Consider the following 24490-nt stretch of genomic DNA (forward strand, 5'->3'; position numbering starts at 1 on the left):
CACTTTCCCACGACGGACCCCACATGAACTTCCACGAGTACCAGGCGAAGCAGCTCTTCGCCGATTACGGCATTGCAGTCCCGGCCGGGCGCGTCGCCCGGACCCCTGAAGAGGCGGTTGATGCCGCCAAGGCGATCGGCGGTGATTTCTGGGTGGTCAAGGCCCAGATCCACGCCGGCGGCCGCGGCAAGGCCGGCGGCGTCAAGCTGTGCCGCTCGCTCGACGAGGTGCGCGAGCACGCCAAGGGCATGCTCGGCAAGAAGATGGCGACCTACCAGACCGCCGGCATCGAGCTGCCGATCGACTCGGTGCTGGTGACCCTGGCCACCGATATCGACAAGGAGCTGTACCTGTCGGTGCTGGTGGACCGTTCGACCCAGTCGGTGACCTTCATCGCGTCAAGCGAAGGCGGCATGGACATCGAGCAGGTGGCCGCCGAGACGCCGGAGAAGATCCAGTCGCTCAACGTGAACTTCATCCAGGGCCTGCAGCCCTACCAGTGCCGCGACATGGGCTTTGCCCTGGGCCTGACCGGCAAGCAGGTCAACCAGCTGTCGAAGATCATGATGGGCCTGTACAAGCTGTTCAACGAGAAGGACCTGGCGCTGGTTGAACTGAACCCGCTGGCGATCCTCACCGACGGCAATCTGGCCGTGCTGGATGGCAAGGTCGACTCCGACGACAACGCCGGCTTCCGCCACCCGGAGCTGGTCGCCCTGCGCGACATCCGCCAGGAAGACGAGACCGAGGTCAAGGCCAGCCAGCACGACCTGAACTACGTGACCATGGACGGCAACATCGGCTGCATGGTCAACGGCGCGGGCCTGGCGATGGCGACGATGGACGTGATCCAGCTGGAAGGCGGCTCGCCCGCCAACTTCCTGGACGTCGGCGGCGGCGCCACCAAGGAGCGCGTGACCGAGGCGTTCAAGCTGATCCTCTCGTCCGACGACGTGAAGGCGATCTTCGTCAACATCTTCGGCGGCATCGTGCGCTGCGACATGATCGCGGAAGGCATCATCGCCGCGGTGAAGGAAGTCGACGTCAAGGTTCCGGTGATCGTGCGCCTCGAGGGCACGAACGTGGACGCGGGCAAGGAGCTTTTGAAGAACTCCGGCCTGGCGATCACCGCCGCCGACAACATCAACGACGGTGCCCGCAAGGCCGTTGAAGCCGCCAAGGCTGCCTGAGTCCCGACATCCACCATATTTCTTCCTGCCACCTGGGCCTTGACCCTGTGGGAGCGGCTACAGCCGCGATTCCCGCACGGCCAAGACAGCAATCGCGGCTATAGCCGCTCCCACGGGTGGGGCGCGGAAGACACAGAAGAACCGAGGAAACACATGAGCGTTCTGATCAACAAGGACACCAAGGTGATCGTGCAGGGCTTCACCGGCACGCAGGGCACCTTCCACGCCGAGCAGATGCTCGAATACGGCACCAAGGTCGTGGGCGGCGTGACCCCCGGCAAGGGCGGCACCGAGCACCTGGGCCTGCCCGTGTTCAACACCGTGGCCGATGCCGTGGGCGAAACCGGCGCCAATGCGTCGGTGATCTACGTGCCGCCACCGTTCGCGGCCGACGCGATCCTTGAAGCCGCGGATGCCGGCATCAAGGTGATCGTGTGCATCACCGAGGGCATCCCGGTGCTGGACATGCTGCGCGTCAAGAAGACCCTGGTCACGACCTATCCGGACACCGTGCTGGTGGGCCCCAACTGCCCCGGCGTGATCACCCCGGGCGAGTGCAAGATCGGCATCATGCCGGGCCACATCCACATGCCGGGCAAGATCGCGATCGTCTCGCGCTCGGGCACGCTGACCTATGAAGCGGTCAAGCAGACCACCGACGCCGGCCTTGGCCAGTCGACGGTGATCGGCATCGGCGGCGACCCGATCAACGGCCTGAACTTCATCGACTGCCTGAAGCTGTTCCAGGACGATGCGCAGACCGAGGGCATCATCATGGTCGGCGAGATCGGCGGTTCGGCCGAGGAAGAAGCAGCCGAGTTCATCGCCGAGTACGTGACCAAGCCGGTGGTGGGCTTCATCGCCGGTGCGTCGGCCCCGAAGGGCAAGCGCATGGGCCACGCTGGCGCGATCGCCTCGGGCGACTCGGGCACGGCGGAAGGCAAGTTCGCCGCGATGGAGAAGGCCGGTGTGACCACCGTGCGTTCCCCGGGTGACCTGGGTGCGGCCATCGCCAAGCGCCTGGCGGGCTGATCGCCCGACTCACCCTGCAGAAAGTGAATGAAAGAGGCCGCCTTCGGGCGGCCTTTTTCATTGCGCGAACGCATCAGTGATGTGGAAGTGGCGGGGCAGGCCGCGGCGTACGCTCGATGGTCGCTCCGAGGCTGCGCTCGGCGTCTTCTCCCAGCGTCAGCAGGGTGAGGTTCCAACCTGACGTCGCATGGATCTGGAACAGCCGTGGCAGGTCGTCGCTGGTCTCGACGCTTGCCAGGTGCCTGTCTTCGACGCTGTAGACGTACAGCAGGACGGCAGCGGGCGGCAGTGCATCGATTTCGGACGCGGTGCGTCCTGCCACGTCGGCCGGAGGCAGGTGTGCTTCGCCCAGCAGGTGGGCATCATCCAGCCAATGCCAGGTGAATCCGGTAGCGTCTTCCAGGCCCGGGGGTATCGTCGGCAGCGCGGAGGCATCGTCGGGCGTGCCGACGGACGCGATCGCGTACTCCGCATCCCCGAAGTAGATGAGCGCCATGTTCTGGCTGGGGTTCAGCTCCAGTCCGTAGATGGATGCACCGCTGCGTCCGTCGCGGACGACGGTGCCGTCGCGGTCCACGATCCGCGAGCTTGTTCCGCGTCCAAGCAGCCTGATCGGTGCGGTGTCCGGACGGGAGGCGGTGTCTTCAGCGGGGGCACCGGGGACCAACTGGTATTCCATCCGGTCCTGGCCAACGTGGCCCGGCTCCGTGACGGTGGCAGTGGTCGCCGCCTGCACGGTTGCGGGGCCCGGGGCGCCCGCGGAACATCCGGACGCAAGTAGCAGCCCGGCCGCGAACAGTACCGCCAGGCCCGATCGCATGGTTGGGAGCGGGCGCGCGTGCTTCATGGATTCCGCCTCAGGTCTTCGATCAGTGCGCCGGCGATGGCATCGGCAATGTCCTGCCGCACCTGCTCGTGGTCATCGCGGGTGTTGAGCAGTTCGTCCACTGCCAGGTTGTCGATGAACTCGATTTCCACAAGCGCCGCGCGCAGCGGATGGTAGTTGGCGGAATTGCCCAGCGACGTATCGCTCAGCACGGCGAGTTGCTGGTCCTTGACGCCGCGGTCGAGGGCGCCGGGATCGTGCGCAAGAACGGTCTGGTACACGGCTTCGTTGACGCGCTCCGCCAGCGCGACATCCTCGCCATGGTTCACGTTGTCGCTGCTTCGCCTGACCAGGGTTTCGGTGCCGCGCGCGGTGCCGTTGAAGCCGTTGAAGTGAATGCTCAGCAGGATGTCCGCGCCGTTGTCGCGCCCGACGTGCGCCCGGCTCGCGCCGGGCAGGTTGACGTCCTCGTCGCGCGTCATGTGGATCCGGAGGTTGGTGTTGTCATCGACCCGCAGCGTGCGCAGCGCGGTCCTGGTGCGCAGTCCGAAATCCAGCGTCAGCTCTTTTTCAAGGATGCGGCTGGTGTGCGATGTCGCGTTGTTGGCGGTGGAGCTGGTCTCGTTCCTGTCGCCTCCGTGCCCCGGGTCGATCACGATGATGCCGGGGACTTCCAGGTCGATCAGCTCCACCGCGCTGTCTTCACCTTCCAGCTGGGCACTGATGCGCGCCGCGTTGAAGGCGATGGGCGCCAGGTTGATGCGGATGGCGGTGTGGCCGGTGTCGTCCACGACGGTGGTGGCCTGCTGCTGGCTGCTGCGCGTGAAGTCTTCCGCGGTGAAGTCCGCCGGCGCTTCGAAACGGTCGCGGTGCCCGGCCGCGGCACGGGCCCAGTCGCCCCGGAAATCGGGATCCCCTTCCTGCTGGCCTTCTTCGACGGGAGCCACGAACAGCGGGGCCATCGACCAAGTAACGGTTTTCCCCGCGTGGTGGCCATCGGGGCGGCCTTCGCTCCACACGCGGATCCTCAGTTCGCGATGCGCGATCCGGTTGGTCGCAGGCTGGATCTTGACCATCGGGTGCTTGTGGGGCGCCGCCTGCGGCTCGGTCGAACCGTCGACCTCGTCGCCGTCTTCGTCGGTGATGGCGGGTGCAAGCTCGATGGCCTCGACATGCAGCACCTCGCCCGGGGTCTCGAGCAGCACGTCCCTGCGGACCAGGTTGTTCGTGGTGGACATGACGGAGTCGGCAACGCGCCTGTAGAGCAGGCCGGAGTCAGCGCCGGTCATGGTGTCTGCTCCCCCACTTCCAGGGCCAGGCCTTCGGGCTCCGCCGCCGCCACCACCTGTGTGCGCCCGGCTGCGTCGGTCACGCCATGCAGGTAGCTGCCATCCTTGAGCAGGATGCGGTAGGGGACGTTGGGAAGCGGCTTGCCGGTGCTCCTGTCCTTGAGCACGAAGCCTTCGTCGAACAGCTCCACGCGGGAGTCGGGCAGCGTCGGAAGACCGGCGGCCTTCGCCTCTCCGGCGAGGAAGGGCGACTGGCTTGCCTTGACGATGAAGTTGCCAGGCACGTAGATAGCTCCTTTATCTCCGGTGCGAATTCATGGAGCCTGGCCAGCAATGTCGCTGATCATCGCCGCCGATGTGCAGGACCACCTGATCCTGGCCGGTGATCATTGCGCGGTCCTTTCCGGGGAGTCAAACCGGGGCGTACCCGAGCTGGTGCTCGACAGTTACCGCAAGGTCTATCCGTGGAAGTACGGCGTGGTGGCCGCTTCGGGCGATGTGTTCCTGATGGTGCTTTTCTGCCGCCTGTTCGTGCAGCACGAGCAAACGGGACGGCCCGTGGACCTGCTGCGGGTCGCGAGGGAGGCGAAACAGGCGCGCACCCGCAGCGGGGTTCCGTCCGACCGGTCCGTGGGGAGCATCTTCTTCACGCTGCCGGGCCGCGAAGGCTTCGAGCTGTACGGGGTGTCCGTACGCGCGCGCAGCATCGAGTACGAGGTCATCGAGCCCATCAGCACGCGCTTCGCGATGCACAAAGATGCGCCGCGGGCGTCCGCGTACGAAGCATTCAACAGCAGCCTCCGGCCGTCGTTCTTCTATCCGGATGCTGCCGGGTTCCAGCGCCATCACCTGGATCTGCTGGCGGGATTCTTTGCCGGCCAGAGCGCCGTCGATGATCGGGTGACGGCCTCGTTCGATGCGTGCATCCTCGAGAAGCGGACGGGGGCCGGGCTGTTCTGGCAGGTGTCCGAGGGGTCGAAGCAGCTGCTGCTCCTCGAGCCGGGCGCTGGCACGGACGCCCCGTGGCCTGCAGCCGATCGCGCGCTTCCGGAGGCGGCATGCGACCATCGTGGCCACTCCAGACCTGCCGATTCCCGGGATCCGACATGACCGACTCGCTCCGCATCGCACTCGCCCAGTTCGACTTCCCGGTGGGTGACGTTGCCGGCAACGCGCAGCGCATCGCGGCGATGATCGGCGAGGCCCGCGACGAGTACGGCGCCGACATCGTGGTGTTCCCGGAGCTTGCGGTCAGCGGCTATCCGCCGGAAGACCTGCTGATGCGGCCGGCCTTCCTGGCCGAGTGCGAGCAGGCGCTGCGCGCCATCGCGGATGCGGCGACCGGCATCGTCGCCATCGTCGGGTGGCCGGAGTCGGCCGGCAGCATCCTCTACAACTCGGCCAGCGTGCTGCGCGATGGCAAGATCGAACGCACCTACCGCAAGCGCGAGCTGCCCAACTACAACGTGTTTGACGAGCGCCGCTATTTCCACGTCGATCCCGACGGCGGCAGCTGCGTGTTCGAGGTCAAGGGCGTGCCGGTGGGCCTGCTGGTGTGCGAGGACCTGTGGTTTGTCGAGCCCATCGCCGACACGGTGGCGCAGGGCGCGCAGCTGGTGCTGGTGCCCAACGCCTCGCCCTTCGAGCGCGGCAAGCACGCGCAGCGCGACGCCATGATCGCCGCGCACACGCGCGATACCGGCGCGGCGCTGGCGTATCTCAACGTGGTGGGCGGGCAGGACGCGTTGGTGTTCGACGGCGCGTCGGTGGTTGCCGATGGCGACGGCACGGTGCACCCGGCCGCGGCCGCGTTCACCGACCAGTGGCTGGTGGTGGACTACGACGCGGAGCGGCGCGCGTTCACGCCTATCGTGTGGATGGATGACGGCGACGAGAGCATGGACGCGCTGGCCTGGCGCGCGGTGGTGCGCGGGATTCGCGACTATTTCGGCAAGAACGGGTTCAGGCGGGCGTGGCTGGGGCTGTCGGGCGGTCTTGATTCGTCGATCGTGCTGGCGATGGCGGTGGAGGCGCTGGGCGCGGAGAACGTGACCGCGGTGCGCATGCCTTCGCGCTATACCGCCAACCTCAGCAACGACCTGGCCGCGGAACAGTGCCGCGCGCTGGGCGTGGAGATGATGACGGTGCCGATCGGGCCTGCGTTCGACGGCCTGCTGGCCAGCCTGGGGGATGCCTTCGAAGGCCGCGAAGTGGACGTGACCGAGGAGAACCTGCAGTCCCGTGCGCGTGGCGTGATCCTGATGGCGCTGTCGAACAAGCTCGGCGGCCTGGTGCTGACCACCGGCAACAAGAGCGAGTACGCGGTTGGCTACGCCACGATCTACGGCGACATGGCCGGCGCCTATGCGCCGATCAAGGACCTGTACAAGACGGAGGTCTACGGGCTTTCGAAGTGGCGCAACACGGTGGGCGGGGCGCCGGTGATCCCGCCTGCGGTGATCGCCAGGCCGCCGTCGGCGGAGCTGCGCGACAACCAGCTGGACCAGGATTCACTGCCGCCCTACGACGTGCTGGACGCCATCCTGCTGCGCTTCGTGGACCAGGAACAGTCGCGCGACGAGGTCTGCGCGGCCGGCTTCGATGCGGCGGTGGTGGACCGCGTGGTGGCCCTGGTACGCCGCGGCGAGTGGAAGCGCCAGCAGGCGGCGCCGGGCCCGAAGATCTCGAGACGGGCCTTCGGTCGCGAGCGGCGCTATCCGATTACCAACAAGTACCCCCACTAGCGCCGCTGCCGAACGCCTTTGTGGGAGCCGCTATAGCGGCGATCGCAGTTCGGCCACCGCCACGGGAACCCATGGCAGCTTTCGCGGCTATAGCCGCTCCCACAAAAAAGTGGACCATGCCGCGGAAGCCCGGCCTCGGGGTTACTGGATGGCGGATTTTTCGGTGGCGAAGGGGTTGAGCTTGCGGATCGTCCACGGGTAGTCCGGCCAGTCGCCGCTCAGGTACGGGTGGTCCGGCTCGTTGAGCTCGAGCACGCGGCGGGCGTCCGTGGCCAGGGTGTCGTTGCCCAGTTCGACATAGGCGGCGGCGAGTACGGCCACGGCGTCGTTCTGGTATTCGCTCTGCGGGTAGGTCTCGAGCAGGTAGCGGGCGCGCTCGATGGCGGCGACCCAGGCCTCGCGGCGCATGTAGTACAGCGCGGTCTCGATCTCGTGGCGGGCGAAGGTGTTGCGCAGCGCGGCCATGCGGTTGCGGGCATCGGCGGCATAGCGACTGTTGGGATAGCGCTCGGCCACGGTGCGCAGGTCGTTGTAGCCCTGCATGGGCGTGGCCAGGTCGCGGCGGCTGGTGTCGAGGTTCCAGGCGCGCTGCAGGAACACGGTGTCGCGGCTGGAGTTCACCAGGCCGCGCAGGTAGTACATATAGGCCACGTTGCGGTGCGTGGGATAGGTGCGGATGAAGCGGTCGACCGACGACACGGCGTCGTCGTGGCGGCCCATCTTGTACTGCGCATAGGCGATTTCCATCAGCGCCTGCTCGGTGTACGTGCCGTACGGGTACTGCGCGACCAGGCGGCGGTAGGTGGTGGTGGCGCCGTTCCAGTTGCCGTGGCGCATCAGCCCATGGCCCTTGTCGTACAGGGTTTCGACGGCTGCGCCCTCGTCGACGTCCTTGTCCTTGAACATGCCCTTCATCCGCGCGCAGCCCGACACGGTGAACATGGCCAGCAGCAGGAGCAGCAGGGCGCTGCGGATAAGGGTGGTGCGTCGGGTCATGGGACGTCCGGGGCGGCGAGGGCTTGAACGGGGGATAATAGCAGCCACCACCGGCCCGCCAGCGGCCACGACTGAACCCGAGCCGACACCCCATGACCGACGACCACGACGCTGAGATCCCGGAAGCCGCTTCCGACGCCCCCCGGGCCGCCCGCGTGCCGGATGCCATGGCCGGGCGGCGCTTCGACGCGGTGCTGGCGGAGCTGTTCCCCGAGTTCTCGCGGTCGCGCCTGGCGGCCTGGGTGAAATCGGGCGATGTGCTGCTCGACGGCGCCACCGTGCGCCCGCGCGAGGCGGTCCGCGGTGGCCAGGAGATACTGCTCACCGCCACCCTGGAGATCCAGGTCAGCGCCGAGCCCGAGGACATCCCGCTGTCGGTGCTGTACGAGGATTCCGAAGTCCTGGTGATCGACAAGCCCGCCGGCCTGGTGGTGCACCCCGGCGCCGGCAACCACAGCGGCACCCTGGTCAATGCGCTGCTGTTCCGCGACCCGGCGTTCGCCGCGGTGCCGCGGGCGGGCATCGTGCATCGCCTGGACAAGGACACCTCCGGCGTGATGGTGGTGGCCCGCACCCTGCAGGCGCACGCCGCGCTGGTGGCCCAGCTTTCCGCGCGCGACGTGCACCGGCAATACCTGGCAGTGGTGGTGGGCGCGCTGGTCTCCGGGGGCACGGTGAATGCGGCCATCGACCGCCACCCGCGCGACCGCCTGCGCATGGCGGTGCGCGAGGAAGGCCGCGAGGCCACCACCCATTACCGCCTGCAGGAGCGCTTCCGCGCCCACACCGCGCTGGAGTGCCGGCTGGAAACGGGGCGCACGCACCAGATCCGCGTGCACATGACCCACCTCAAGTCGCCGATCGTGGGCGACCAGCTTTACGGCGGGCCGGTGAAGCTGCCGCGTGCGGCCTCGGATGAACTGATCGCCGCGCTGCGCGGGTTCCGCCGCCAGGCCCTGCACGCGCAGGTGCTGGAGTTCGTGCATCCGACCAGCGGCGAGTCGGTGCGCTGCGAAGCACCGGTGCCCGAAGACATGCAGGCGCTCATCCGTGAACTGCGCGCGGATGCCGCCGCCCACGCGGTCACCGGGGCGGGTGTGCGCCGGTGAACGCTGGCGCTGCGGCACAGGGCGGCCCGGGATCGTTGCGCCGGGCCTGGCTGGATGCCGGGTGGCCGGCGCCGGAAGGCGTGCACGCACTGGTGACGCTGCGCCACGGCGCCGGTGCATCGATGGTGCCCTTCGACCGCTTCAACCTGGGCAATGTGCACGGCGTGGGCGGCGACGACCCGGTCATCGTGGCGGCGAACCGCGCCGAGCTGGTGGATCGCGCGGACCTGCCTTCGGCGCCGCGCTGGCTGCGCCAGGTGCACGGCACCGGCGTGCTGCGGGTCGACGATGTGCTGCCTTACGGCAACGCGACCACCGAGCGCGGGCGCATGGCGGCTGAGCCGGAGGCCGATGCCGCGGTCACCGACGTTCCGGGCGCGGTGCTGGCCATCCTCACCGCCGACTGCCTGCCGGTGGTGTTCGCCGCGCGCGATGGCAGCGAGGTGGCGGTCGCGCACGCGGGCTGGCGCGGACTGGCCGCGGGAGTGCTGGAGCACACGGTGGCGGCGATGCGTGCCGCGCCCGGTGAACTCGTGGCCTGGCTGGGTCCCGCCGCGGGGCCGGCCGCGTATGAAGTAGGCGCCGAGGTGCGCGAAGCGTTCGTGGCCGATGACCCCGGCGCGGCGGCCGCGTTCGCTTCCACGCGTCCCGGGCACTGGCATGTCGATCTGTACGCCCTGGCGCGCCGCCGGTTGCTTGCCGCTGGCCTGTCCAGCGCCGACATCCACGGTGGAGGCCTGTGCACGATCTCCGATCGGCGCTTCTTCTCCCACCGGCGCGACGGCCGCAGCGGGCGCATCGCGACGCTGGCCTGGCTGGGCTGAGAGTTCCCGGCGCTGTCCCACAAAGGCATGTTCGCGTTGCTTTTGTAGGAGCAGCCATGGCTGCGACCGGTTCAGCGACTGTGGTCGGCTGCGGCGATAATGGCGCGTCCCCCCCACAAGGATGCCGACCATGACCAATCCCATCGCCAGCCTGGCCAACGTGCCCGGCGTTGCCGCGCGCGACGCGGCGACCACCGGCTTCGTGTTCAACCACACCATGCTGCGGATCAAGGATCCGCGGGCTTCGCTGGATTTCTATACCCGCGTGCTGGGCTTCAGCCTGGTGCGGCACAACGACTTTCCGGAGGCGGAGTTCTCGCTCTATTTCCTCGCCATCGTCGACCCGGCTGACATTCCCGGCGACGAAAGCGAGCGCAAGGCCTGGGTCGCCGGCCTGCAGGGCGTGCTTGAGCTGACCCACAACCACGGCACCGAATCGCAGGACGGCGCGGTGTACCACGACGGCAACAGCGAGCCGCGCGGCTTCGGGCATATCTGCCTGAGCGTGCCGGACGTGCGCGCGGCATGCGAGCGCTTCGAAGCCCTGGACGTGCCCTTCCAGAAGCGCCTGACCGACGGACGGATGAAGGAAATCGCCTTCATCAAGGATCCGGACGGCTATTGGGTCGAGATCATCCAGCCGACGCCGCTGGGCTGACCTGTTCCCGGATATCGGTCGCGTTGCATGCGATTGCATGTGTGCATGGAACAGACCGGCGCGCGCCACCACTCCTGAATTGGGGCATGGGTCACTTCATGTCAGTGACCGCGCGCCTAACATGGATCCACCTGCGGGATGCAGGGCGGCTGCCCGGAACCCTCGCGGCCATGCAGCTGAAGGGAACAGGGGATCAAATTGTTGATGCACGCCACGCCCTCCGGTTACTCCGGGGCGGTCAGGGTTCTGATCATGGGCACGGACATGCCCACCGAACACGCGTTGCTGAAGCGTCTGCAGACGATGATCCCGGCGCCTGCGCCGGGTGCGTCGACCAAGGCCGCCCGCGCGCCCGTGCTCGCCATCAGCGACGACCTGTCCACCTGCGACCTGCTGGTCGTGCCGGGCAGCAGCGCGATGGCGCGAGTCGGGTTGCGCATGGCGCAGACCCGGCCCGAGCTGGCGTTCTGGACGCTCGACGACGATGGCAGGCTGCATGACGGCCGCAGCTCGCCGCCGGTGGAGCTGACCGACGATGACATCCGCGTGGTGCTCGTCGGTGGCGGGAATGAACCCGAAGGCGAGCACGAACGCGAAGGCGACATGCTGCCGATCGCCCGCGTGCTGCGTGATCGCGTGGTCGCCGGGCAGGGCCTGGCCACGCTGGTGCGCAACGGTCGGCCGCAGCTGCTGCTCGATTTCGATCGCAGTCTGGCTGTTCCGGTTGCCGGCATAGATGATGATGTCGCGGCCGCACTGGCCGCGGATTTCCACCAGCTGCGACTGGGGCCGCTGTCGATACGCGACTTCGACAGCAGCATGTCGGCCACGCCGCCGCTGCCGTTGGTGCCGCTGCTGTGGAACATCGCGCTGCAGGTCGACGCGCCCGTTCCGCTTTTCGATCCGATGGATCGCCGCACGGTGCTGTCGCTGCGGCAATGGCCGGACTTCCGCGCACTCGCGCGCCGCCCAGATCATTTCCGCCTGTGCTGCCTGCTGCTCAAGCGACCCAGCACCACGGTCGAAGCCTGCGAGCTGCTGGAGCTCGATGCGGCCACGGTCGATGGCTTCTTCAACGCCGCGTACCTCAGCGGCCATGCGGATACGGGTCGGCACGGGCACGCCGTCTCGCCGCTCGCGGTGGCCGCCGCCGCTACCCGCGCGCGCCCGCGCAAGAGCGGCGGGTCGGCGCTGGCGCGGATGTGGCGCTCGGTCCGCAAGAGCATGCAGGTGGGGACATGATCGAGCACAAGATCGTCATCCTGGGGTCGATGGGCGCCGGCAAGTCGACCCTGGTGCGCACGGTCGCGAACGATCGTGTCGTCGATACCGATGTCGACAACACCGATGCCGCGTCGGAAAAGCTCGCCACCACGGTGGCGATGGACTATGCCGATGTCGCGCTGCCCAACGGCGACCGCATCCGCCTGTTCGGCACCCCGGGGCAGGCACGCTTCTCCTTCATCTGGCCGATCCTGCTGGAAGGCGCGGCCGGCGCCGTCGTCCTGCTGGATGCCAGCGGCGCGGAGCCCGCCGCCGAGCTGGACCGCTACCTCGACGTGCTGGGCGAGCACGCGCCCGAGGTGCCGGTGGCGATCGGGCTGACCAAGCTGGACCTGGCCGACGCCACGGTGGCGCAGCGCCTGGCCGTGCATGTCGGCACGCGTGGCCAGGCCGTACCCCTCGTGCCGGTGGACGCGCGCGTCGCCGGCGACATCCTGATGCTGATGGACATATTGATGATCCAGATCGACACCGCGGACCTGGTGGCCACGCATGGCTGACGCATTCTTGCGCACTCCCCGGCCGTCCGACCCGCAGAACGCACGGATCCGCGCCGAACTCGATGCCTTCGCCAGCGCCGTCCCCGGGCTGCGCAATGCCGTGGTCGCCAGCGTCGACGGCTTTGCGCTTGCCGAGGCCAGCGGGAAGGGCGACAACGGCGAACGCCTGGCCGCGATGACCAGTTCGATGCTTGCGCTCGCCAAGGCGGTGACCCGCGAACTGGAGCTGGGCAGCATGGAAGTGCTGATGATCGAAGCCGACCAGGGCAAGGTCCTGATGCTTTCGATCCCGGTTCCCGCGCGCCCGCTGCTGTTGATGGCGGCCTGCAGCCAGCGCAGCGTCATCGGCAACGTGCTCTGGAGTGCGCGCGAGTGCAGCCAGAAGATCCTTTCCGCAACAAGCTGATCCACAACCACCCGACCACAACCAAGGAAATCGCAATGGCCAACCTGAAACAATCCCTTGACGAACTGATGACCCTCGACGGCGCCCAGGCCGTGTCCCTGGTCGACTACAACAGCGGCATGCTGCTCGGCGAAGCCGGCGGCGGCATCGACATGGAAGTGGCGGCGGCCGGCAACACCGAAGTGATCCGCGCCAAGCTCAAGACCGCGAACTCGCTGCAGCTCAACGACAGCATCGAAGACATCCTGATCTCGCTCGGCAAGGCGTATCACATCCTGCGCCCGGTGGCCTCCAAGCCCGGCCTGTTCTTCTACGTCGTGCTTGATCGCAGCAAGTCCAACCTCGCCCTGGCGCGCCGGAAGGTGCTGGACGTGGAGGGTGCGCTGGAGCTGTAGCGGTTGCGGGACACTCAGCGGGCGGCGAGTTTGCCGAGGAAATCCCGCCGCCAGGCATGGATGTCGTAGCCCTCGATCGTGTCCATCATCGCGCGCCAGCGCTGCTGGCGTTCGGGCAGCGGCATGGCGAGGGCCTGGGCCAGCGCATCGGCGACGCCGTCGATGTCGTAGGGGTTCACCAGCAGCGCGGTGTCGAGTTCGCGCGCTGCGCCGGCGAAGCGTGACAGCAGCAGGACCCCGGGATCGGCCGGGTCCTGCGCGGCCACGTACTCCTTCGCCACCAGGTTCATGCCGTCGCGCATCGGCGTGACCACGCCGACATGGGCGGTGCGGTAGAAGCCGGTCAGCACCTCGTGCGCGAAGTTGCGGTTGACGTAGCGCACCGGCGTCCAGTCGGGCGTGGCGTGGCCGCTATTGATGTGGCCGGCCAGCGTTTCCAGCTCGCGGCGCAGCAGCCGGTATTCCGGCACGTCGCTGCGCGAGGGCGGGGCGATCTGCAGGAAAGTGAGCTGGCCGTTCTGGTCCGGGTGGCGTTCGAGGTGGCGTTCGAAGGCGCGGAAGCGCTCGGGCAGGCCCTTGGAATAATCGAGACGATCGACGCCGATCGCCAGACGGCGCCCGCTGAGGCTGTCGCGCAGGCGCCGCACCGGCAGGCGTTTCATCGCGCGCGCGGCCTGGCCGGCAATGGTGGGCACGTCGATGCCGATCGGGAACGCACCGCCGTGGAACTGGCGGCCGTCGGGCGTGGCCAGCACGCCGGTGCCGACCACGCCGCCGCCGCCGTACAGGCGCACGTAGTCCTGGAAGCGTTCCAGGTCGCGCTCGGTCTGGAACCCGACCAGGTCGTACGACGACAGCGCCGCGAACACTTCGCGGTGTTCGGGCAGCGCCGCCAGCAGGTCCGAGGACGGCATCGGCACGTGCAGGAAGAAGCCGATGCGGTTGCCCACGCCGCGCTCGCGCAGGCGCTGCGCCAGCGGGATCAGGTGGTAGTCATGGATCCAGATCAGGTCGTCCTCGCGCAGCTCCGGCGCCAGGCGGTCGGCGAACAGTTCGTTGACCCGGCGGTAGCCGGCATAGGTCTCGCGGGTGTAGTCCACAAGGTCCATGCGGAAGTGCAGCAGCGGCCACAGCGTGCGGTTGGCGAAGCCGTTGTAGTAGTCGTCGAAATCGCGCTTGGACAGGTCCATCACCAGGTAGCGCGTGTCGCCCTGGCGCTCTTCGTGCATGCCGCCCGAGGCCCCGGTGACGGTGCGCCCGCTCCAGCCGAACCACAGGCCGCCGTGCTCGGCGAGCGCGGCCCGCAGCGCGACCGCAAGGCCGCCGGCCCGGGCTTCGCCGGGGAGGGAGACGCGGTTGGACACCACCACCAGGCGCGCCATGTCAGTTGGCCGCCGACCATGGCCGCGACAGGCGCATCGCGGTCATCACCACGCCGACATGGGAATACGTCTGCGGAAAGTTGCCCCAGGCCTCGCCGTCGTCGAAAGCCAGGTCCTCGGACAGCAGGCCGAGGTGGTTGCGGCGGGTGAGCAGGCTTTCGAACTGCTGGCGCGCCTCGTCGACGCGGCCGATGGCGGCCAGCGCGTCGATGTACCAGAAGCTGCAGATGGTGAAGCTGGTCTCGGGCTCGCCGAAGTCGTCGGCGGCGATGTAGCGGAACAGCGAGGTGCCGCGGCGCAGCTGGGTGCCGATGGCCTCGACCGTGGCCACGAAGCGCGGGTCGCGCGGGTCGATGAAGCCGAGTTCGGCGAGCAGCAGCAGGCTTGCGTCCAGGCGCCGGCCCTCGGCGGATTCGACGAAGTGCCCGAGCTCCTCGTCCCAGGCGCGTTCGAGCGTGGCTTCGCGCATGGCGTCGGCACGTCCGCGCCAGTGCACCGCGCGCTGGGCCAGGCCGAGGTGCGCCGCGATGCGCGCCAGGCGGTCGCAGGCGGCCCAGCACATCACGCTGGAATAGGTGTGCACTTCGGCGCGGCCGCGGAATTCCCAGATGCCGGCGTCGGGCTGGTCGTGCAGCGCCCAGGCGTGTTCACCCAAGGGTTCCAGGCGGCTGAAGGCGTCGACGTCGCCGGGACGCTCCAGGCGCTGGTCGAAGAACAGCTGGGTGGCGGCCAGAACCACGCTTCCGTAGACATCGTGCTGCTTCTGTATCCAGGCCAGGTTGCCGCGGCGCACCGGGCCCATGCCGCGATAACCGGCAAGCGCGGGCATGGCGTGCTCTTCCAGGCGGTCCTCATAGGCGATGCCGTACAGCGGCTGCAGGGTGCCGTCGTCGCCGGTGGCGAGGTTGAGTACGTAGCGCAAATACCCTTCCATGGTGCGGGTGGCGCCGAGGCGGTTGAGCGCGCGCACCACGAAGGCCGAGTCGCGCAGCCAGCAGTAGCGGTAATCCCAGTTGCGCTCGCTGTGCGGCGCCTCGGGAATCGACGTGGTGATGGCGGCGACGATCGCGCCGGTTTCCTCGTACTGGCAGAGCTTGAGCGTGATCGCGCTGCGGATCACCGCGTCCTGCCACTCCAGCGGGATCGATAGATAGCGCACCCACTCGCGCCAGTAATCGACAGTCATGCGCTCGGCCTTGCGCGCAAAGCCCTGCACGGATTCGGTGAGCGTTTCGTCGGGGCCCAGCACCAGGTGGCGCTCGCCGTCGAGTTCGAACGGCAGCGATTCGCGCACCAGGCGCACCGACACGTCGCTGGTCAGGCGCAGGGTGAAGCCGGGCAGCAGGTAGCGGATGTGGTTGCTGCCCCAGGTCTGTTCCGGCACCTCGGCGCCGTAGTCCGCCAGTGGACGCAGCACGACGCGGATGCGCGGCCGGCCGGACAGCGGACGCAGCCGCCGCACCAGCATTACCGGCCGGTAGAAACGGTCGTGCTGATGCCAGCGCGGCATGAAGTCGGTGATTTCGATCGCGCCGCCGTGGCGGTCGCGCAGCACGGTGCGCAGCACGGCGGTGTTGTTGAGGTAGGTTTGTTCCGCGCTTTCGAAGTCTTCGAGTTCGATGGCGTAATCGCCGCCGCCGGCCTTGGGCGAGAGCAGCGCGCAGAAGGCGGGGTCGCCGTCGAAGGCGGGGATGCAGCACCAGGTCACGCGCGCACGGGCGTCGACCAGGGCCGCAACGCTGCCGTTGCCGATCAGGCCGAGATCAAGACTGGCCTGCCCCGCTGTTGTGGGAGCGGCTACAGCCGCGATATCCGCCCCGCTCACAGCGATGCCCTGTTCACAGCGATGCCCTGCTCAAAGCCGCGCTCCGCTCACCGCAGCGTTCCGATCCATGCGCACTCCAATCCAGGCATGCACCTCCGCTGTCCCCGCCAACCCGAAGTGCGCCGCGCTTTCCCGCGGCCGACCCACCAGTACGCTGATTCCGTCGCGGGCGTTGACGGCGGCAAAGCCTGCTTCATCGGTGATGTCATCGCCCGCAAACACCGGCAGGCGGCCCGCGAAGGGAGGCTCGGCGAGGAAGGCGAGGATAGCCGCGCCCTTGTCTGCGCGACCGCCCTTGTGTTCGGCGGGTCGCAGTTCAACCACGTCGTTGCCGGGCTGCAGGCGGTAGCCGGGAAGGCGGGGCAGCGCGGCGCTGGCGAAGGCGAGCAGTTCGCCGCAGGCCGCCGGTGCCGCGCGCCAGTGCAGGGCCAGCGCCGCACCCTTGTCTTCGACCACGGCGCCCGGATAGCGGGCGGCGACCCGCGTCGCCTCGCTACGGACCAGCGCCAGCGCGGCGGGCGTGGCGGGCGCGCGATGGCCACGACGGCCGTGGCGGCGCTCAAGGCCGTGCAGGCCGGCGGCGGGCATGACGGGTGGCGCAAGCAGTGCATCGAGCGTGGCGATGGAGCGGCCGCTGACCAGGGCCAGGGCGCCATCGAGGCGCCGGTGCAGCGTTGCCAGCGCTTCGCGCAGCGGCCCGGGCACGTCGACCGCGTCGGGGTGCGGCGCGAAATCGAGCAGGGTGCCATCCACATCGAGGAACAGCGCGCAGCCGTCGTCGATGGCGGGCGGTGGCGGGAGCGCGGAGGTCTCTGCGGCCATGCGGGGCATTGTGTCCCGGAGCATGTGAGATTTTCGCTAGGGTGCTTTTGTGGGAGCCGCTATAGCGGCGATTGGCATCGATGTGCCCGTGGCCGGGTCGCAGCTATAGCTGCTCCTACAGGAGCGGGGTGCCCGTGATGGCTTGAATTGATGGGGCGTGGGCCGCACTTTCGGGATATTGCCGGCGTGGCCGGCATCGACAGCCGAGGCATCCCCATGCGCATGGACAAACTCACTTCGCGTTTCCAGCAGGCGCTGGCCGACGCGCAGTCGCTGGCCGTGGGCCGCGACCACAATCTGATCGAACCCGCCCACGTGCTGGTGGCGCTGCTTGACGAGTCCGGCGGCGGCAGCGGGCCGCTGCTGGCGCAGTCGGGCGTGAACGTGCCGCTGCTGCGCGAACGCCTGGGCGAGATCCTGGAAAAGCTGCCGAAGGTGTCCGGCCAGGCCGGACAGGTCTCGCTGGGCAACGACCTGGGGCGCCTGCTCAACCACACCGACAAGCTGGCGCAGCAGCGCGGCGACGCCTTCATCGCGTCCGAGCTGTTCCTGCTCGCGGCGCTGGACGACGGCGGCGACGCCGGTCGCGCGTTGAAGGCCGCCGGTGCCGACAAGGCGCGCCTGGAGGCGGCCATCGACGCCATGCGCGGCGGCGACAGCGTCAACGACGCCAGCGCCGAGGAAGCGCGGCAGGCGCTGGAGAAGTACACCATCGACCTGACCGCGCGCAGCGAGATCGGCAAGCTTGATCCGGTGATCGGACGCGACGAGGAGATCCGCCGCACCATCCAGGTGCTGCAGCGGCGCACCAAGAACAACCCGGTGCTGATCGGCGAGCCCGGCGTCGGCAAGACCGCGATCGTCGAAGGCCTGGCGCAGCGCATCGTCAACAACGAAGTGCCCGAGGGCCTGCGCGGCAAGCGCGTGCTGTCGCTGGACATGGGCGCACTGATCGCCGGCGCCAAGTACCGCGGCGAGTTCGAGGAGCGGCTGAAGGCGGTGCTGAGCGACCTGTCCAAGCAGGAAGGGCAGGTGATCCTGTTCATCGACGAACTGCACACGATGGTCGGCGCCGGCAAGGCGGAAGGCTCGATGGATGCCGGCAACATGCTCAAGCCCGCGTTGGCGCGCGGCGAGTTGCACTGCATCGGCGCGACCACGCTGGACGAGTACCGCAAGTACGTGGAAAAGGACGCGGCGCTGGAACGTAGATTCCAGAAGGTGTTCGTGGGCGAGCCGTCGGTCGAGGACACGATCGCGATCCTGCGCGGGCTGAAGGAGAAGTACGCGGTGCACCACGGCGTGGAGATCACCGATCCGGCGATCGTGGCCGCGGCGACGCTGTCGCACCGCTACATCGCCGACCGCAAACTGCCGGACAAGGCCATCGACCTGATGGACGAGGCCGCAAGCCGCATCCGCATGGAGATCGATTCCAAGCCGGAGGAACTGGACCGCAAGGAGCGCCGCCTGATCCAGCTCAAGATCCAGCGCGAGGCGCTGAAGAAGGAGAAGGACGCGGAATCGAAGCAGCGCCTGGCGGATCTTGAGAGCGAGATCGCCGTGCTGGAGCGGGATTACAACGATCTCGAGGAAGTCTGGAAGGCCGAGAAAGCGACGCTGCAGGGCGCGACGAAGATCAAGGAGCAGATCGAGGCCGCCAAGCTCGAGCTCGAGGCCGCGCAGCGCCGCCAGGACTTCGCGAAGATGAGCGAGATCCAGTACGGCCGGCTGCCGGAGCTCGAAAAGCAGGCGCGCGCGGCGCAGGAAGCCGAAACCAAGGGCTTCACCCTGCTGCAGGACCGGGTGACCGCGGAGGAGATTGCCGAGGTGGTCGCGCGCTGGACCGGGATCCCGGTCAGCAAGATGCTGGAAGGCGAGCGCGACAAGCTGCTGCGCATGGAAGAGGTGCTGCACTCGCGCGTGGTCGGCCAGCAGGAGGCGGTGAAGGTGGTGTCCGATGCCGTACGCCGTTCGCGCGCGGGCCTGAGCGATCCCGACCGGCCGAGTGGTTCGTTCCTGTTCCTTGGCCCCACCGGCGTCGGCAAGACCGAGCTGTGCAAGGCGCTGGCCGAGTTCCTGTTCGACTCGAGAGACGCGATGGTGCGCATCGACATGAGCGAGTTCATGGAGAAGCACTCGGTGTCGCGCCTGGTGGGCGCGCCCCCGGGCTACGTGGGCTACGAAGAAGGCGGTTACCTGACCGAAGCCGTGCGTCGGCGCCCCTACAGCGTGATCCTGCTCGACGAGGTCGAGAAGGCGCATCCGGACGTGTTCAACATCCTGCTGCAGGTGCTCGACGACGGTCGCCTGACCGACGGCCAGGGGCGCACGGTGGACTTCCGCAACACCGTGATCGTGATGACGTCCAACCTCGGCAGCCAGATGATCCAGGAGCTCGACGGCGACGATTCGCCCGAGGGCTACATGCAGATGAAGGCGGGCGTGATGGCGGTGGTGCAGTCGCACTTCCGGCCGGAGTTCATCAATCGGCTGGACGACATCGTGGTCTTCCACTCGCTGGACAAGGCGCAGATCAAGGCGATCGCGCGCATCCAGATGCGTGGGCTGGAGAAGCGCCTGGGCGAGCGCGGGATCCGGCTCGAGGTCAGCGATGCGGCCTTCGAGCTGCTGGGCGATGCCGGCTTCGACCCGGTATATGGCGCAAGGCCGCTGAAGCGCGCGATCCAGCAGCAGCTGGAGAATCCGCTGGCGCAGAAGATCCTGTCGGGGGAGTTCAGCCAGGGCGATACGATTCGAGTCGGCGCCGAAGCCGGGCATCTGCAGTTCGCCAAGGCCTGACGCCTCCCGGATCCCGGTCGCCAGCCCTCGCCACACTCACCCGTGCTTTCTTTGTAGGAGCAGCTATAGCTGCGACCGCTCTTTCCGGTCGCCGGCAATCGCAGCTGTAGCTGCTCCTACAGCAGCTCGGTTCGGGCGGGGCGGTAGGGGGGGGTGGCCATCACCATCTCCGCCAGCGAATAGGCGAGTTCGCGTTCGGCCAGCACCGCGCCGTCGGCGCCGTGCGCCAGCAGGTGCTTGACCTCGGCATCGCTGTGCGCGCGCGCCAGCACGGTGATCGCTGGGTTCGCCGCCTTGAGGCGTGCGATCGTTTCGCCCGCCTCGAGCGCGTTGGGAATCGCGAATACGGCCAGCGCCGCGCGGCCGGGGGCGGACTCCAGCATCACCGCTTCCGAGGCGACGTTGCCGCGCACCGCATGCAGTCCTTCCTCGCGGGCCTTGTCGACCAGGTTGGCGTCGTCCTCGATCACCACCAACGGCACGCCGCGGGCGTGCAGCAGGGTGGCCAGTTGCCTGCCTACGCGGCCATAGCCGACGACGATGGCATGCCCCGACAGCGACTCCGGGAGATGGTGGCTGGCGGCGTCGGCGGCGACTTCGTGCGCGGTGGCGGTGGCGGCTGCGGCATCGGCCTTGGCGTCATGTCGTGCCAGCCACCGGTCGACCACGCCGAACGACAGCGGGTTGAGCATGATCGAGATCAGCGCGGCGGCCAGCACCAGGTCCTGGCCTTCTTCCGGCAGGATCCCCAGCGTCACGCCAAGCGCCGCGATGATGAAGGCGAACTCGCCGATTTGCGCCAGGCTGGCGGAGATGGTCAGCGCGGTGGATTTCGGGTGCCCGAAGGCGCGCACGATCAGGTACGCCGCAGCCGACTTGCCGAACATGACGATGAAGGTCGTGGCGAGCACCAGCAGCGGCTCGCGCACCAGGATCATCGGGTCGAACAGCATGCCCACCGAAACGAAGAACAGCACCGCGAAGGCGTCGCGCATCGGCAGTGAATCCTGCGCCGCCTTGTGGCTGAGCTCGGACTCGTTGAGCAGCATGCCGGCGAAGAACGCGCCGAGCGCGAACGACACCCCGAACAGTTCCGCCGAACCCAGCGCGACGCCGAGCGCTATCGACAGCACCGCCAGCGTGAACAGTTCGCGCGAGCCGGTGCCCGCGGTGCGCTCGAGCATCCACGGGATCACCCGCCGCCCGACCACCAGCATCACCGCCACGAACAGCGCCACCTGGACCAGGGTCTTGCCGATCTCGATCGTGAGCCGGCCCGCCGACACCGGTTCGCCGCCGGCGTTCCCGAACACGCTCGCGACTGCAGGCATCAGCACCAGCGCCAGCACGCAGGCCAGGTCCTCGACGATCAGCCAGCCGACCGCGATCCGCCCGCGCGTGCTGTCCAGCAGCCGCCGCTGCTCCATTGCCCGCAGCAGCACCACGGTGCTGGCCGTGGCCAGCGAGAAGCCGAAGACGATGCCCTGCAGGGTCGGCCAGCCGAGTGCGGCGGCCAGTCCCCAGCCGAGCAGGGTGGCGACGCTGATCTGCACCACCGCGCCGGGGATGGCGATGTGCTTCACCGCCATCAGGTCGCGGATGGAGAAATGCAGGCCGACGCCGAACATCAGCAGGATCACGCCGATCTCGGCCAGCTGCGGCGCGAGCTCCTGGTCGCCGACGAAGCCCGGCGTGAACGGCCCGGCGAGGATGCCCGCGACCAGGTAGCCCACCAGCGGCGACAGGTGCAGCCGATGGGCGGCCAGGCCCAGCACATAGGCCAGCACGAAGCCGACGGTCAGGATCGCGATGAGTTCGGTGTGGTGCGGCATCAGGGATTCCCGCCGGGGGGCTGGGGCAGGATAGAGGCAATGTGGGAGGGGGCCCGTCCTTGGGCCCTTCATCGGCTACCAGCTGTAGCCGACCTTGCCGTACACGAAGGCGCCGTTGTAGCCGAACGGAGACAGGTTGCTGTACGGGAACTGGCCATTGGTCGAGTTGGCGAAGATGTTCTCGTCCGGGTATTCGTTGAGCACGTTGTCGGCGCCGAGGGTGAAGGTCCAGTTGTTCATCCGATAGGCCGCGGACGCGTCGAGCAGCCACTTGGCGTCATAGGTCTGGTCGTTGGCGCTGTTGGCCGAGCGGCTGGTCACGCTGCCGTAGCGGGTGGTGGCCAGGGTGAAGTCCCAGGCGTCCAGCGACCAGGTGCCCGAGAGCAGCAGCTTGGTGTTCGGGAAGCCGTCCTCGATGCGCCCGATCTCGGTCCGGTCGATGCGTTCGAGGTCCAGGCCGGCCTGCTCCAGCTCGTCCGGGTTCGGCGCGATGCGGGTGATTTCGGTGTCGGTGTAGTTCCAGCCGGCGGTGAGGTCCAGCGTGCCGGCGCCGAGGTCCATGCCGTAATTGGCGACAAGGTCGATGCCCTGCGTGCGGGTATCGATCGCGTTGGTGAAGTAGCGGCCGCCGTTGACGCCGAAGATGCCGCGTGATTCCAGCAGCGCGCGCACCGCGTCGCCGGTGAGGTTGGACGACAGCGCGATGCGGTCGTCGACCTCGATGTGGTACGCGTCGATGGTGACGTAGAGCCTGTCCACGGGCTGCAGCACCAGGCCCAGGCTGTAGGACAGCGATTCCTCCGGCTGCAGCGCCTCGGCGCCGAAGGCCTGCGCCACGGCGCTGGACGCCGGGAAGGTGCGCACTTCGAACGGATCCGGAATGCCGGCCAGGAACAGCGTGCTGACGGTCTGGAAGTACTGCTGTGCCAAGGACGGCGCGCGGAAACCGCTGGATACCGTGCCGCGCAGCGCGACCGCGTCGGTGAAGGCGTAGCGCGCCGAGAGCTTGCCCGAGGCCTGGCTGCCGAAGTCGTCATAGTCCTCGTAGCGCCCGGCGATACCGCCGGAGAACTTTTCCGTGAGGTCGGCTTCGAGGCTGGCGTAGACCGCGTGGCTGTCGCGCGAGTAGGCGCCGGACACGCCGGGCGCGAAGCCGCCAAAGCCCTGCGCGCCGCCCGGCCGGCTGAGGTCGGGCTGCGCGTACGAGCCGTATTCACCTGGCGACTGGTTCCACTTCTCGTTGCGGAACTCGACGCCCATCGCCAGCGCGACCGGATACGCCAGGCCCCAGTCCAGCTGCCGGCTGAGGTCGAAGTTGGCGATGTTCTGCGTGGTCTCCAGCGCGCCGTCGTAGAACGAGGTCGGCGAGTCGGCGCCGATGCTGGCGTTGAGCGTGTTGCGGGTGAAGAACTCGAGGTTGTTGTAGCCGTGGTTGAAGCTCAGGTCCCAGTCCCAGGCCTCGCCGAAGCGGCCGTTCAGGCCGGCGACGATGGCGCGGTCGCGGGAGACGTTGTTGATCTCGGGCAGGAAGCCGTCCGGGTAGATCGAGGGAATGTTCTGGCTGCTGTTGCCCGGCGCGCGGAAAAACGCGAACGAGGTGATGTCGCGGTTGCTGATCGTGCCGAAGGCGTACAGCGACAGCGTGTCGCTGATGTCGAAGCCGGCGTTGAACGAAGCCGCCGCGGCGTCGACTTCCGGGTCACCGATCACGAAGGCCTTCTGGCCCGGCTCCGGCTGGGTCGGCCCCGGCGTGCCTGCGAAGGGCCGCGCGCGGTTGGTGCGGTCCTGCCGGTTGACCTGGGCCGACAGGTGCAGGAAGCCGCGGCCAGCGCCCAGCGCCAGGCCGGCATCGCCGGCAAGCTGGGTCTGGTCGCCATCGCCGGCGGAGTGCTGGCCGTGGCTGAGCGACACGCTGCCGCCTTCCGATGCGCCCTTCAGCACCACGTTGACCACGCCGGCGATGGCGTCGGAGCCGTACTGCGCCGATGCGCCGTCGCGCAGCACTTCCACGCGCTCGATCGCCGAGATCGGGATGGTGTTGAGGTCCACCGGCGCCGAGCCGCGGCCGATGGTGCCGTTGAGGTTGAGCAGCGACGAGGCGTGGCGGCGCTTGCCATTGACCAGCACCAGCACCTGGTCGGGCGCCAGGCCGCGCAGCTGCGCCGGGCGGATGGCGCTGGTGCCGTCGGTCAGCGCCGGGCGCGGGAAGTTGAGCGAGGGCAGGGCGCGCGCAAGTGCGGTGGCGAGCTCGGTGGTGCCCGTGGCCTGCAGCGCCTCGCTGCCGATGATGTCGATCGGTGACTGCGATTCGGCCACGGTGCGGTCGGTCACGCGGGTGCCGGTGACGATGATGTTGTCGAGGTTGGTCGCGTCGCGCCGCGGCTGGGCCGGCTCCTGCGCCTGGGCGGCAAGGACGGGGGCGAGGGCGACAAGCAGGGCAATGGCGAGGGGAGCAGGCTTCATGGTCGGATCCTTGCGACAGATGACAGGGAAGGGGTCGGTGGTAGGGGCGCTCGCGCATCCAGCGCGGTTTCGACGGTACCGCACGCGGGCCCGGGCGTGCAGCCCGGTAAA

Annotated in this window: 21 protein-coding genes; 12 read left to right on the forward strand and 9 right to left on the reverse strand. The window is 68.4% G+C overall.

Translation table 11 applies throughout. The features are described from left to right. The first annotated feature begins 23 nt into the window (after positions 1–23). Both sucC and sucD read left to right on the forward strand, forming a co-directional pair. A complete protein-coding gene (sucC, locus tag ACW7GZ_RS10525; protein ID WP_457005203.1) occupies positions 24–1190 on the forward strand; it encodes an ADP-forming succinate--CoA ligase subunit beta in 1167 nt (388 codons plus the stop codon). 153 nt (positions 1191–1343) lie between these two features. Next, complete coding sequence (gene sucD, locus ACW7GZ_RS10530) at positions 1344–2222, forward strand: succinate--CoA ligase subunit alpha (protein ID WP_457009097.1); 879 nt, start codon at positions 1344–1346, stop codon at positions 2220–2222. Between the two features lie 73 nt (positions 2223–2295). Here the strand turns inward: sucD and ACW7GZ_RS10535 are convergent, their stop codons facing one another. Genes ACW7GZ_RS10535 through ACW7GZ_RS10545 form a run of 3 tightly spaced genes read right to left on the reverse strand, consistent with a single transcriptional unit; the run spans position 2296 to position 4621 of the window. Further along, positions 2296–3069 carry a hypothetical protein gene (locus ACW7GZ_RS10535; protein ID WP_457009099.1) on the reverse strand — a complete coding sequence of 258 codons (774 nt, stop codon included), beginning with the start codon at positions 3067–3069 and terminating at the stop codon, positions 2296–2298. Further along, positions 3066–4337 (reverse strand): N-acetylmuramoyl-L-alanine amidase, encoded by a 1272-nt coding sequence (locus ACW7GZ_RS10540; protein ID WP_457009101.1) that lies wholly within the window; start codon positions 4335–4337, stop codon positions 3066–3068. The genes ACW7GZ_RS10535 and ACW7GZ_RS10540 overlap by 4 nt, the downstream gene beginning before the upstream one ends. After that, entirely contained in the window at positions 4334–4621 is a 288-nt protein-coding gene (locus ACW7GZ_RS10545; RefSeq protein WP_457005197.1) for a hypothetical protein, read from the reverse strand. The genes ACW7GZ_RS10540 and ACW7GZ_RS10545 overlap by 4 nt, the downstream gene beginning before the upstream one ends. Positions 4622–4670: 49 nt before the next feature. Here ACW7GZ_RS10545 and ACW7GZ_RS10550 point away from each other — a divergent pair, with 49 nt between their 5' ends. Continuing rightward, on the forward strand, positions 4671–5447 hold the full coding sequence (locus ACW7GZ_RS10550; RefSeq protein WP_457009103.1) for a hypothetical protein: 777 nt from the start codon (positions 4671–4673) through the stop codon (positions 5445–5447). Next, on the forward strand, positions 5444–7081 hold the full coding sequence (locus tag ACW7GZ_RS10555; protein WP_457009105.1) for an NAD+ synthase: 1638 nt from the start codon (positions 5444–5446) through the stop codon (positions 7079–7081). Before ACW7GZ_RS10550 ends, ACW7GZ_RS10555 begins: the two co-directional genes overlap by 4 nt. A 141-nt stretch (positions 7082–7222) precedes the next feature. Here ACW7GZ_RS10555 and ACW7GZ_RS10560 read toward each other — a convergent pair whose 3' ends face one another. Then, the gene (locus ACW7GZ_RS10560; RefSeq protein WP_457009107.1) at positions 7223–8077 is read right to left on the reverse strand and encodes an outer membrane protein assembly factor BamD; all 855 of its coding nucleotides are present in this window, start codon (positions 8075–8077) and stop codon (positions 7223–7225) included. Between the two features lie 92 nt (positions 8078–8169). On the opposite strand from ACW7GZ_RS10560, the gene rluD reads away from it, so the two are divergent. The 7 genes from rluD (at position 8170) to ACW7GZ_RS10595 (ending at position 13253) form a co-directional block, all read left to right on the forward strand. After that, the gene (gene rluD / locus ACW7GZ_RS10565; RefSeq protein ID WP_457005189.1) at positions 8170–9186 is read left to right on the forward strand and encodes a 23S rRNA pseudouridine(1911/1915/1917) synthase RluD; all 1017 of its coding nucleotides are present in this window, start codon (positions 8170–8172) and stop codon (positions 9184–9186) included. Beyond that, entirely contained in the window at positions 9183–10010 is an 828-nt protein-coding gene (pgeF, locus tag ACW7GZ_RS10570; protein ID WP_457005187.1) for a peptidoglycan editing factor PgeF, read from the forward strand. The genes rluD and pgeF overlap by 4 nt, the downstream gene beginning before the upstream one ends. 130 nt (positions 10011–10140) lie before the next feature. Then, entirely contained in the window at positions 10141–10668 is a 528-nt protein-coding gene (gene gloA, locus ACW7GZ_RS10575) for a lactoylglutathione lyase (RefSeq protein WP_457005185.1), read from the forward strand. 252 nt (positions 10669–10920) lie between these two features. After that, positions 10921–11910 carry a hypothetical protein gene (locus tag ACW7GZ_RS10580; protein WP_457009109.1) on the forward strand — a complete coding sequence of 330 codons (990 nt, stop codon included), beginning with the start codon at positions 10921–10923 and terminating at the stop codon, positions 11908–11910. Beyond that, positions 11907–12452, forward strand: coding sequence for a GTP-binding protein (locus ACW7GZ_RS10585; RefSeq protein ID WP_457005182.1), 546 nt, complete (start codon positions 11907–11909; stop codon positions 12450–12452). The genes ACW7GZ_RS10580 and ACW7GZ_RS10585 overlap by 4 nt, the downstream gene beginning before the upstream one ends. After that, complete coding sequence (locus tag ACW7GZ_RS10590) at positions 12445–12858, forward strand: roadblock/LC7 domain-containing protein (protein WP_457005180.1); 414 nt, start codon at positions 12445–12447, stop codon at positions 12856–12858. Before ACW7GZ_RS10585 ends, ACW7GZ_RS10590 begins: the two co-directional genes overlap by 8 nt. Positions 12859–12893: 35 nt before the next feature. Further along, positions 12894–13253, forward strand: a complete 360-nt coding sequence (locus tag ACW7GZ_RS10595) for a hypothetical protein (RefSeq protein ID WP_457005178.1) — start codon at positions 12894–12896, stop codon at positions 13251–13253. 14 nt (positions 13254–13267) lie between these two features. On the opposite strand, the gene otsA is transcribed toward ACW7GZ_RS10595, so the two are convergent. The 3 genes from otsA to otsB are packed head-to-tail and all read right to left on the reverse strand — an operon-like array spanning position 13268 to position 17282. Next, positions 13268–14635, reverse strand: coding sequence for an alpha,alpha-trehalose-phosphate synthase (UDP-forming) (gene otsA, locus ACW7GZ_RS10600; RefSeq protein ID WP_457009111.1), 1368 nt, complete (start codon positions 14633–14635; stop codon positions 13268–13270). 1 nt (position 14636) lies between these two features. Further along, positions 14637–16445: a glycoside hydrolase family 15 protein gene (locus ACW7GZ_RS10605; protein WP_457009163.1), complete on the reverse strand. Its 1809-nt coding sequence runs from the start codon at positions 16443–16445 to the stop codon at positions 14637–14639. A 45-nt stretch (positions 16446–16490) separates the two neighbouring features. Continuing rightward, positions 16491–17282, reverse strand: coding sequence for a trehalose-phosphatase (gene otsB / locus ACW7GZ_RS10610; RefSeq protein WP_457009113.1), 792 nt, complete (start codon positions 17280–17282; stop codon positions 16491–16493). Between the two features lie 216 nt (positions 17283–17498). Between otsB and clpB the strand changes: the two genes are divergently transcribed. Continuing rightward, positions 17499–20084: an ATP-dependent chaperone ClpB gene (gene clpB / locus ACW7GZ_RS10615; RefSeq protein WP_457009115.1), complete on the forward strand. Its 2586-nt coding sequence runs from the start codon at positions 17499–17501 to the stop codon at positions 20082–20084. 116 nt (positions 20085–20200) lie between these two features. On the opposite strand, the gene ybaL is transcribed toward clpB, so the two are convergent. Next, a complete protein-coding gene (gene ybaL, locus ACW7GZ_RS10620) occupies positions 20201–21916 on the reverse strand; it encodes a YbaL family putative K(+) efflux transporter (protein ID WP_457009117.1) in 1716 nt (571 codons plus the stop codon). A 75-nt stretch (positions 21917–21991) separates the two neighbouring features. Continuing rightward, positions 21992–24379, reverse strand: coding sequence for a TonB-dependent receptor plug domain-containing protein (locus tag ACW7GZ_RS10625; RefSeq protein ID WP_457009119.1), 2388 nt, complete (start codon positions 24377–24379; stop codon positions 21992–21994). Positions 24380–24490: the final 111 nt, after the last annotated feature.

The sequence above is a fragment of the Luteimonas sp. A537 genome, from assembly GCF_054052065.1.